Here is a 9,769-nt window from a genome sequence, read left to right as displayed (position 1 = left end):
GGCTTCGGGATGCCCGGCGCCGACCCGCACCCGACCGCGCCGCTGCCCGGCCACGGCATGGGCCTGCCGGGGACCAACGGGTTGCATCTGCCCGGGATGAACGGGTTCGGACCGGGCGGATTCGGGCTGGAGCACGGATTGTCCGATGCGCAGCCCGCGCCGTTCGACGGCATCGGTGAGGGCGGCCGTTTCGGCGTCTTTCTCGAGACGGATATGAAGGTCGACGCTCATATCGGGCTCGACGGCATCTGGATGACCGCGCAGACCACGGTCGACGTGACGGTCGGTGACGTCGGTCATCAACTCGACGACTTCGGACAGTGGCTGGGTCCGGGGACGCAGCAGATCGCCGAGGACGCAGCGCAGTCGGGGACCTCCTGGGCCGGCCAGTTCGGCCGGGCGAATCCCGATCCGGCCCAGGCTGGCGAGGGCGGGGCCGCGCCCGCGATCGGAGCGGCCGATCCCGCCGCTGCCTCGGCCGTGCCGACGAGCGCCGGGCATTCGAGCGCTGGACATTCGAGCGCGGGGCACTCCAGCGCCGCAGCGTCCTCCGGCTCCGCCGGCGCGGTGCCGGGCGGTTCCGTGCCGGCCCCGCAATCGGGTCCGATGGCCGCCGCATCCGCACCCGGCGGGGCCTCGGCCTTCGCGCCCGGACCGGCGAGTGCCGTTCCCACGGTGGCTGTGCCACAACCGGTTTCGCCCACTCCGGTGGTCGCCGCACCGACTCCGCCACCGCCGCCGGCCCCGGTCCCGGTGCAGCCGGTGTCGACGACTCCGTTGCAGACCACGATTCAGCCCGAAGCGGCCAGCCACCCGATCGCGAATGTGATCACCGCCCATCCCGGGCCTTCGCCGCTGACGGCGCCCGCGGTCGCCGTCCCGGCCTTGTTCGACGATCGCCCGCGGCATCTCGGAACCGACGCCGAGTTGCCCGGTCGTCACGGCGGCGAGTCCTCCGGGTCGATCGATCCGACCCCGCAGGGACCGACCACGACCGCGAAGTCCGGTCCCGGCACCGCCCACGACGTCGACCCGACCAGGACGCCGGCCGCGCCGACCACACCGAGCGCGGGGCATTCCGGCCTGCCGACCGTCGGCGGACACCCCACCACCCGGCCCGGCACCTCCTCCGAGCACGACCGGCCCACGACGTCGACCGGCCACGACAGCACCGGCTCCGACACGACCGATCGCACCACCCCGACGGTGACCCTGCCGCGCGACACCGACTCCGATCCCACCGGTACTCGAACCCCGGGCGCCACCACATCGAATTCGGATGCGGGACAAGGCGATTCGGGGCGGACCGGCACCCATTCGCCGAGTACCTCGTCCGGTGCCGATACCGCGGCCCCGGGCACCGCCGACGGTTCCACCACGCCGTCCGCCGGCTCCGGCCTGCCGGGCACCGACCAGGATTCGGTGCCGACCCGTGAGTTGCCGACGCCGGATGTGCCGACCCAGCATTCGACGCCGAGCCATGACCAGACCCTGCCGACGCGCGAGCCGACCCTGCCCACCGGACAGCACGGCACGAATCCCACCCCCGATACCGGCGGGATCGCGCCGCACACCGTCCCGATGGATCCGCCGACCGTGGTGAAACCGCCGACCACGATCGACCCCGCGCCGGGTGCCCATATCGCGCCGGTGAAACCCGCCGCCCACGCGATGGATGCCTACGACGTCTCGCTGTGGTCGGATACCGGGACCGGGCCGGTGAGTACCTCGGCCGGACTGACCGGTGGACTGCACGAGTCCGCCTACAGCGAACTGCATCATTCCGCGGTTCACCCGGTCCCCGATTTTCATCTCTCGCTGTGACCGCGGTGGAGGCGGCCGGCGCCAAACACCCCGATGAGATGGCGCCGTTGCTCGCGCAACTCGATGAGCTGCTCGACCTCACCCGCGCCGCCGGCCGGACGGATCTGACCGCCCGGCTCGGCATGTCGCGGGCGCGGGTGGCCGATCCGCGGGTGCGGCTGGTGGTGGTCGGCGAACCCAAGAACGGGATGAGCACGCTGGTCAACGGCCTGGTCGGCAGTGCGGTCAGCGCCACCGGCAGTCCGATCAGCGTGCCCGTGATCGCCGAATACGGTCCGGAATCCACTGCGACGCTGGTGCGTTCGCTGCCGGGCGGACGCACCGAACGCCAGCGGGTGGATCCGTTGAATCCGGGTCCCGCGCTGGCGGCCGAGGGTGTGATTCGGGCCGAATTCACCGAACCGAGCGACCTGCTGGCCGAGGGGTTCGTTGTGATGGACGCGCCCGGCGCCCCCGCCGACGCGCCGATCACCTGGTCGCTGATCGCCGCCGCCGACGCCGTGCTCTATGTGTGCGATGCGGCTGCCGAATACACCGCCGAACAGATCGCCCTGCTGCAGCGGATCCGCCAGGTGTGCCCGACGGTGGTGTGTGTGCTCAACAAGATCGACCGCTATCCGCACTGGGCCGAGGTGCAGCAGCGCAACCGGGAACTGCTCGACGATGCGGGCCTCGGTTTCGCGGTCGCCCCGATCTCGGCCGAACTGCACATGCAGGCGCGAGACGACCAGCGCCGCGATATCGAATCCGGTGTCCCGCAACTGCTCGATCATCTGCGAGGCTATGTGCTGGCCCGGGCCGACGCGGTCGCGCGCGAGGCGGCGTTGCGCGATATCCGCACCATCACCGATCATCTGGCGTTGGCCTTGCGCAGCGAGGCCGAAACGCTGCGCGATCCCCGCCGCTACAGTGCGATCACCGATCAGCTGCGCGCGGCCCGCGCCGAGGCCGACGATCTACGTCAGCGCAGCGCCAACTGGCAGGTCACCCTCGCCGACGGCTGTTCGGAACTGATGGCCGATATCGAGCACGATCTGCGGCACCGGCTGCGCAGCCTGGTCCGCGACGCCGAATCGGAGATCACCAAGCACGATCCCGCACGCAACTGGGACGAGTTCGGCGCGGATCTGGATTCGCGGATCTGTGAGGCGGTCGAGGAGAATTTCGTCGTCGCGCACTACCGGGCGGTGGAACTGGCCGAACAGGTCACCGAGAAGTTCCCCGCCGACTCCCGGGACGTGCCGCTGCCCGATCTGCGGCTCGAGGATCCGGCTGATGTCCTGGAGCCGGTGGCGTCGCTGGAACCGCTGGACTCGGCGAAGGTGAGTTTCACCTCGTCCCTGCTCAATGTCATGCGCGGGTCCTACGGTGGTCTGCTGATGGTGGGCCTGCTGACCAGTCTGCTGAAAATGCCACTGGTGAACTGGTATTCGGGCGCCGCCGCCGCGCTGCTGGGCATCAACGCGCTGTGGGAGGACCGTAAACTCCGCCGCGAACGCCGCCAGGCCGAGGCCAAGGTCGCCGTCGCGCGGCTGATGGACGACGTGATCTTCCAGGTCGGCAAGGAGTCGCGGCATCGCTTGCGCGCAGTGCAGCGCACGCTGCGTGACCACTTCACCGATCTGGCGGGGCAGACGCTGCGGTCGGTGGACGAGTCGCTGCGCGCCGCCGAGGAAGCGGCCGCGGTCAACTCGCCCGAGCGCCGCGACCGCCGACTCACCGAGATCGAACGGTCCCTGGTGCGACTGCGTGAGATCCGCGAAACGGCCGACGCGCCATAGCGTTTCCGGTTCGGCCGCGGTTCCGGTTCGGCTCAGCCTGCCGGATGGGCCGGACGGAAACCGCCCGCGCCGGTCGACTGTTCCGCGCGGATCACGTGCATCACCGCGTTGATCAGTGCCAGGTGGGTGAACGCCTGCGGGAAGTTGCCGAGGTGGCGACCCGTGTACGGATCGATCTCCTCGGCATAGAGCTTCAGCGGGCTGGCATAGCCGAGCAACCGCTCCAGCAGATGCCGGGCGCGTCGCACTTCGCCGATCTCCACCAGCGCCGATACCAGCCAGAACGAGCAGATGGTGAAGGTGCCTTCGGCGCCGGTCAAGCCGTCGTCGGTGGTGTCGGTGCGATAGCGCAATACCAGACCGTGCTGGGTGAGATCGGTCGCGATCGCCAGGACCGTCGCGCGCACCCGTGGATCGTCGGGCGGTAGGAAGCGCAGCAGCGGCACCAGCAGCAGGGAGGCGTCGAGCGTGTCCCCGCCGTAGGTCTGGGTGAAGATCCCGTTCGCGTTCACACCGTGTGCGAGCACATCGGCGTGGATCTCGTCGGCGATGCCGGCCCACTTCTCGGCGTAGTCGGCCTCGCCGTGCAATTCGGCCAGCTTCGCTCCGCGGTCCAGGGCGACCCAGCACATCACCTTCGAGGAGGTGAAATGCTGCGGTTCGCCGCGCACCTCCCAGATCCCGCGATCCGGTTCCCGCCAGTGCTGAATGGCCGCCTCCACCTGCCGCTTCAGCATGGGCCACAGTGTTTCTGGGACCTGCTGGCGCGACTTCACATGCAGATAGACCGAGTCCAGGATGGTGCCCCAGATGTCGTGCTGCTGCTGTTGGAACGCGCCGTTGCCGATGCGGATCGGCTGGGCGCCGTCGTAGCCGTGCAGGTGCGGGAGTTCGGATTCCTCGAGATCTCGTTCCCCGCCGATGCCGTACAGCACCTGAAGCGGTTGGGCTTCACCGTTTTCGGCGGTGGCGACATCGTGCAGGAACGCGAAGAAGTCGTCGGCCTCGCGGTTGAGCCCCAGGGTGTACAACCCCCACAGGGCGAAGGTGGAATCCCGAACCCAGCTGTAGCGGTAATCCCAATTGCGTTCGCCGCCAGGGGTTTCCGGGAGCGAGGTAGTGGCGGCCGCCATCAGGGCGCCGGTGGGGGAGTAGATCAGCCCCTTGAGCGTGAGCGCGCTGCGCTGCAGGTAGCCACGCCAGGGATGGTCCGGGAATTTGCCGAGCGTGATCCACTGTCGCCAGCATTCGGTGGTCTGCCACATCTTCTCCGCCGCCTCGGCGAAGGTGCGCGGCGCCGGCAGCGACGACCACGACAGGGCGACGAACAATTCGTCGCCCTCGCGCATGCGGGTGCGCGCCCGGGCCTCGCGGCCCTCGAGCCCCAGTCGCATATCGGTGGTGAGTGTCAGCTCACCGCAGGGCAATTCGTCGTGGACGCAGGTCGCGGTGGCGGTGGCGCGTTCGTAGACCTCGCCGGTGTATTCCCATTGCACGGGAGCGCGGTGATAGTCGAAGGCCGGCTCGCAGCTCATCTCCAACTCGACCACGCCGCTGACGCATTTCACCGTGCGCAGCAGGATGTGTTCGGCGTCCCAATCCTCCGGAGTGCGGCGGTAGGTCCGGCTGCGTTTGTCGTTGTTGTGCCACGGGCCCAGCACCAGGGCGTCCCGGACGATGATCCAGCCGGTGTCGGTCTGCCACGTGGTCTCCACGATCATCCCGCCGGGGAGATACCGCCGGGCGGCGGGCACGTTCACCCCGTACGGGCCGAGGCGGAAGTGGCCGGCGCTGCGGTCCAGCATCGCCCCGAACACGCTGGGGGAATCCGGGCGCGGCAAGCACATCCACTCCACCGCGCCGTTGCGGGCGATCAGGCAGTTGGTTTCGCAGTCGGACAGGAAGGCGTAGTCGTCGATCGGCGGATACGACGATTTGTGGACGACACCGGCGGAGATCGGCAGGTAGTTCGCCGAGACCTCGGCATCGGAGATGTCCGGCAGGGCATCGCGCGGCGGGGACATATCGTCGAGCGTCTCGATTACGGGTTCTTCGGTGATCGGTTCGTCGTAGGACGCCATACAGCCATCATGGTGGATCCGGGCCGCGATTTCCGCCGACCGCCGGCACCGGGGCCGGTTCGGCGGCACGCCTGGCGGTCCATGAGGCCGGTGGTACTACGCTGGGGGAGTGCATCACATTGCTGGCTGGTGGGACGGCTTCGAATTGTGGGTGGCCGGATTGCCGTTCGTCCCCCAGTTCGTCGTGGTCCTGATCGGGGCGGTTCCGCTCAGTTTCCTGCTGGCCTATCTGCTCGACCGCGGGCTGCGAACGGTGCTGCGGCTGCTCGGCCGGGATCGGTCGGTCGCCGCCGACGCCGTCCCCGAGCCCGAACCGGTACCGCCGCTGGAGCCCGCGTTGTCGGGTTCGTCGATGCACTCCTCCGGATCGATGCACAAGGAAGCGGTCTGATGCCACGCTCGCGGGTCCAACTGGCGCTGATCGCCCTGCTCGTTCTGATCGTCGTCGCCTGGCTGTTGACGCGATAACCGTCCGCTGTCGGAGGTTGCGGGTACTGTGCTGGCCATGCCAACCGATGAGGAATTCGTCGACCTCGAGCAGCTCCTGGAGATCGAGGACGGCCCCCGATTGATTGCCACCCACTACGCCACGCCCGACGAGGCGATCGAGATGGTGCGCGCCGCGCAACTGCTCGGCCTGGGCGTGCGGTTGCAGAACCGGATCCGCGCCGAAGAGCCCGACGAGGACGGTGAGGAGACCGCCGTCGAGGAATGGGTGCTGGATCTCTACGAGAGTCCGCCGGAAGCCGCCGACGAGGAGTAGGTTCGCGCGGCGAATGCTCATCCCGGGGTCCGGGCAACTGTGGTCATCGCCACGGTCTGCCCGGGCCCCGGTCGTCGTTGCGGCGGGCGACGGTGTCCGAGGAATTCGAAAAGCTCATGCTTCGCGCCGGTCGGAGGCGGTTTCCGGGCAGTGCCGACGACCGTCGTCCGGGGCCTCGTCCGATTCGCGCGGTTCGATGGGCTCTGTTACAGTCTGCCCGTGTCATCGAGCGTTGTTCCGCAGGTCCGCCATGAATTGGCGTTGATCGCGGTCGGCTGCCTCGTGGTCGCAGACATTCACTGTCGCCGGCACTAGATTCGGACACGCTGCGCGTTCCCATCGGACCGGCGCGCAAATTTTCGCAGTGTTTCCGCTCCCGGCGGTGTTCCACCGCAGTCGCGCCACTGTCCCCTCGACCCCAGGGACAGGTCTACTGCTGAATCGAATTCTTCCGCCCCGACAGCGATGTGCGACGGGTGGCGGGCGGTGAGGAAAGGTCAATTCCATGTCTGGCAGATCGTCCACCGGAACCAGGTTCTCGTTGCGTCGAGGACGTATCGCCGTGGCGCTGACGGCCCTGGCGGCCGTCGCGTTGACGGCGTGCAGCGGCGGTTCCAGCGATACCCCGGGCGGCGACTCCGCCGCCGGCGGCGGCGGTCAGCTGACGCTGTTCGCCTATTCCGTCGCCAAGCCGGGATACGACAAGGTGATCTCCGAGTTCACCAAGACCGCACCCGGAAAGGGAGCGCAGATCCAGCCGTCCTACGGCGCCTCGGGCGATCAGTCGCGCAAGGTGAAGGACGGCGCGCAGGCCGATGTGGTCAGCTTCTCCGTGGAACCGGACATCACCCGATTGGTCGACGCGGGCCTGGTGGATTCGAACTGGAATGCCGATGCGAACAAGGGTGTGCCGTTCGGTTCGGTCGTCGTGATCGCCGTGCGCAAGGGCAACCCGAAGGGCATCCACGACTGGAACGACCTGCTGAAGCCCGGAGTCGAGGTCGTCACCCCGAATCCGTTCAGCTCCGGCTCGGCGAAGTGGAATCTGCTGGCGCCCTACGCGGCCGCGAGCGAGGGCGGTAAGAATCCGCAGGCCGGGCTGGACTACCTGAGCAAGCTGATCTCCAAGGAGCACCTGAAGGTGCAGCCGAAGTCGGGTCGCGAAGCGACGGAAACCTTCCTGCAGGGCACCGGCGACGTGCTGTTGAGCTATGAGAACGAGGCGATCTTCTCCGAGCGCAGCGGGGACCCGATCGAGCACGTGATCCCGCCGACCACCTTCAAGATCGAAAATCCGGTGGCCGTGCTGAAGAACGCCAAGAACCCGACCACCGCCGTGGCGTTCAAGGACTTCCTGTACTCGCAGGCGGGCCAGAAGGCTTGGGCCGAGGCCGGTTTCCGTCCGGTCGACCCGCAGGTCACCGCGCAGTACGGCAAGGATTTCCCCACTCCGCAGAAGCTGTGGACGGTCGCCGATCTGGGCGGGTGGAAGAAGGTCGACAAGGACCTGTTCACGCCCGAGACCGGCAGCATCGCCGTGCTCTACGACAAAGCCACCAAGTGAGCCGGTGGCTCGGGGTACACGGAATACTGGATAACTGTGACTGACAGCAGTACGAAGGCCGAGGTCGGCAGTAGTACGGACGCCGGGACCGCTGGTCCCGGCGTCTTCCGGGTGCAGCCCGCCGGTCCGGCATGGCGGTCGCGCTTGACCGGATCGGTGGGTTCGCTGGGCCTGGCGATCACCGTCCTGTGGCTCAGCATCATCGTCCTGTTGCCGCTGGCGGCGCTGACGGTGCACTCGTTCGACGCGGGCTGGTCGGGTTTCTGGGATGCGATCACCGCCTCCGCCGCATTGGACGCGTTGCGGGTCACGGTTCTGGTCTCGGCGGTGGTCGCGGTGATCAACGTCGTGATGGGGACGATCGTCGCCTGGGTCCTGGTTCGCGATGATTTTCCGGGTAAGGGCGTGGTCAACGCGCTGATCGATCTGCCGTTCGCCCTCCCGACGATCGTGGCGAGCATCGTCCTGCTGTCGTTGTACGGGCCGCAGAGCCCGGTCGGCATCCACCTCAACGCCACCCAGCCGGGCCTGGTGGTGGCGCTGGCGTTCGTGACCTTGCCGTTCGTGGTCCGCTCGGTGCAGCCGGTACTGATCGAGGCGGACAAGGAGGTCGAGCAGGCCGCGGCGTCGCTGGGTGCGGACAACCTCACGATTTTCCGGCGCGTGGTGCTGCCTTCACTGGCCCCGGCCATCATCTCCGGCGGCGGCCTGGCCTTCGCCCGTGCCATCGGGGAATACGGCTCGGTCGTCTTGATCGGCGGCAACATTCCGCGGCGGACGCAGATGGCGTCCCAGTACATTCAGCAGCAGATCGAGGTGGATCGTCCGGTGAACGCGGCGGCGGTGTCGGTGGCGCTGCTGGTGATCTCCTTCGCCACCCTGGTGATCCTGCGCATCTTCGCCGACCGCACCACCCGCAAGGAACAGGCCAGCCGATGAAACTGTCCGCTCCGTCCCGGATTTCGCTGCGGGTGATCGCGCTCGCCTATCTGATCGTTCTGCTGGTGGCGCCGCTGGCCATCATCCTGTGGCGCAGTTTCGAGCACGGTATCGCCGCCTTCGTCGACTCCATCAGCACCCCCGCCGCGGTCTCGGCATTCAACCTGTCGCTGCTGATCGTGGTGATCGTGGTTCCGGTCAACGTCGTGTTCGGCGTCATCACCGCGATCGCGCTGGTCCGCGGAAACTTCCGGGGGCGCAGCCTGATTCAGGGCGTGGTGGACCTGCCGTTCGCCGTTTCGCCGGTGGTGGTCGGCGTTTCGTTGATCATGCTGTGGGGCGTGGGCGGCTGGTTCGGCGGTTTGGACAGCCTCGGCTTCCGGGTGATCTTCGGCTTACCGGGCATGGTGATCGCCACCATCTTCGTCACCCTGCCGTTCGTGGTCAGCGAAGTCGTGCCGGTGCTGCACGAGATCGGCGACGATCAGGAGCAGGCCGCGGCCACCCTGGGCGCGAACCGGTGGCAGACCTTCTGGCGGATCACGCTGCCGGCCATCCGCTGGGGCCTGACCTACGGCATCGTGCTCACCGTCGCCCGCGCACTCGGCGAATTCGGCGCGGTGATCATGGTGTCGTCCGGTCTGCCCGGCATCTCGCAGACGCTGACGTTGCTGGTCCACGGGCGTTATATCAACGACCACAACACCTTCGGCGCCTATTGCGCGGCGACGCTGCTCATGGGCATGGCACTCGTCACCCTCATCCTGATGACCCTCCTCGAACGCAAGCGGGGCACTGTCAAATGATCACGCCGGAG

General features: G+C 68.0%; 8 protein-coding genes and 1 pseudogene. 8 read left to right on the top strand and 1 reads right to left on the bottom strand.

Features of this window, described 5'->3' with window-relative positions; translation table 11 throughout:
- Together ON37_RS17770 and ON37_RS17765 are read left to right on the top strand one after the other, a co-directional pair.
- A pseudogene (locus tag ON37_RS17770) lies at window positions 1–1,824 on the top strand (hypothetical protein); the annotation flags it as partial.
- The gene (locus ON37_RS17765) at window positions 1,821–3,605 is read left to right on the top strand and encodes a P-loop NTPase family protein (protein ID WP_245553244.1); all 1,785 of its coding nucleotides are present in this window, start codon (window positions 1,821–1,823) and stop codon (window positions 3,603–3,605) included. The pseudogene ON37_RS17770 and the gene ON37_RS17765, both read left to right, overlap by 4 nt.
- Window positions 3,606–3,637: 32 nt before the next feature.
- On the opposite strand, the gene ON37_RS17760 is transcribed toward ON37_RS17765, so the two are convergent.
- The gene (locus ON37_RS17760; RefSeq protein WP_040720703.1) at window positions 3,638–5,686 is read right to left on the bottom strand and encodes a glycoside hydrolase family 15 protein; all 2,049 of its coding nucleotides are present in this window, start codon (window positions 5,684–5,686) and stop codon (window positions 3,638–3,640) included.
- A 109-nt stretch (window positions 5,687–5,795) separates the two neighbouring features.
- On the opposite strand from ON37_RS17760, the gene ON37_RS17755 reads away from it, so the two are divergent.
- The 6 genes from ON37_RS17755 to cysW all read left to right on the top strand — a co-directional run bounded on the left by ON37_RS17755 (window position 5,796) and on the right by cysW (window position 9,758).
- The gene (locus ON37_RS17755) at window positions 5,796–6,077 is read left to right on the top strand and encodes a hypothetical protein (RefSeq protein ID WP_040720702.1); all 282 of its coding nucleotides are present in this window, start codon (window positions 5,796–5,798) and stop codon (window positions 6,075–6,077) included.
- A gap of 114 nt (window positions 6,078–6,191) precedes the next feature.
- Entirely contained in the window at window positions 6,192–6,449 is a 258-nt protein-coding gene (locus ON37_RS17750) for a hypothetical protein (RefSeq protein ID WP_157171481.1), read from the top strand.
- Between the two features lie 219 nt (window positions 6,450–6,668).
- A complete protein-coding gene (locus tag ON37_RS34705) occupies window positions 6,669–6,764 on the top strand; it encodes an Ms4533A family Cys-rich leader peptide (protein WP_312033447.1) in 96 nt (31 codons plus the stop codon).
- Window positions 6,765–6,954: 190 nt separating this feature from the next.
- Complete coding sequence (locus tag ON37_RS17745) at window positions 6,955–8,013, top strand: sulfate ABC transporter substrate-binding protein (RefSeq protein ID WP_051031714.1); 1,059 nt, start codon at window positions 6,955–6,957, stop codon at window positions 8,011–8,013.
- Window positions 8,014–8,124: 111 nt separating this feature from the next.
- Window positions 8,125–8,952, top strand: a complete 828-nt coding sequence (gene cysT / locus ON37_RS17740; protein WP_040720700.1) for a sulfate ABC transporter permease subunit CysT — start codon at window positions 8,125–8,127, stop codon at window positions 8,950–8,952.
- The gene (gene cysW, locus ON37_RS17735) at window positions 8,949–9,758 is read left to right on the top strand and encodes a sulfate ABC transporter permease subunit CysW (RefSeq protein ID WP_040720699.1); all 810 of its coding nucleotides are present in this window, start codon (window positions 8,949–8,951) and stop codon (window positions 9,756–9,758) included. Before cysT ends, cysW begins: the two co-directional genes overlap by 4 nt.
- Window positions 9,759–9,769: the final 11 nt, after the last annotated feature.

The sequence above is a fragment of the Nocardia veterana NBRC 100344 genome, assembly GCF_000308855.1.
Taxonomy (GTDB): Bacteria; Actinomycetota; Actinomycetes; order Mycobacteriales; family Mycobacteriaceae; genus Nocardia; species Nocardia veterana.
The sequence above is the reverse complement of the archived record's forward strand: the minus strand, read 5'-3'. Positions and strand labels throughout refer to the sequence as shown.

Coding starts and splice junctions, on each gene's coding strand:
- ON37_RS17745 (WP_051031714.1), top strand. CDS start 6,955: ATGTCTGGCAGATCGTCCACCGGAACCAGGTTCTCGTTGCGTCGAGGA.
- cysW (WP_040720699.1), top strand. CDS start 8,949: ATGAAACTGTCCGCTCCGTCCCGGATTTCGCTGCGGGTGATCGCGCTC.
- ON37_RS17750 (WP_157171481.1), top strand. CDS start 6,192: ATGCCAACCGATGAGGAATTCGTCGACCTCGAGCAGCTCCTGGAGATC.
- ON37_RS17760 (WP_040720703.1), bottom strand. CDS start 5,686: ATGGCGTCCTACGACGAACCGATCACCGAAGAACCCGTAATCGAGACG.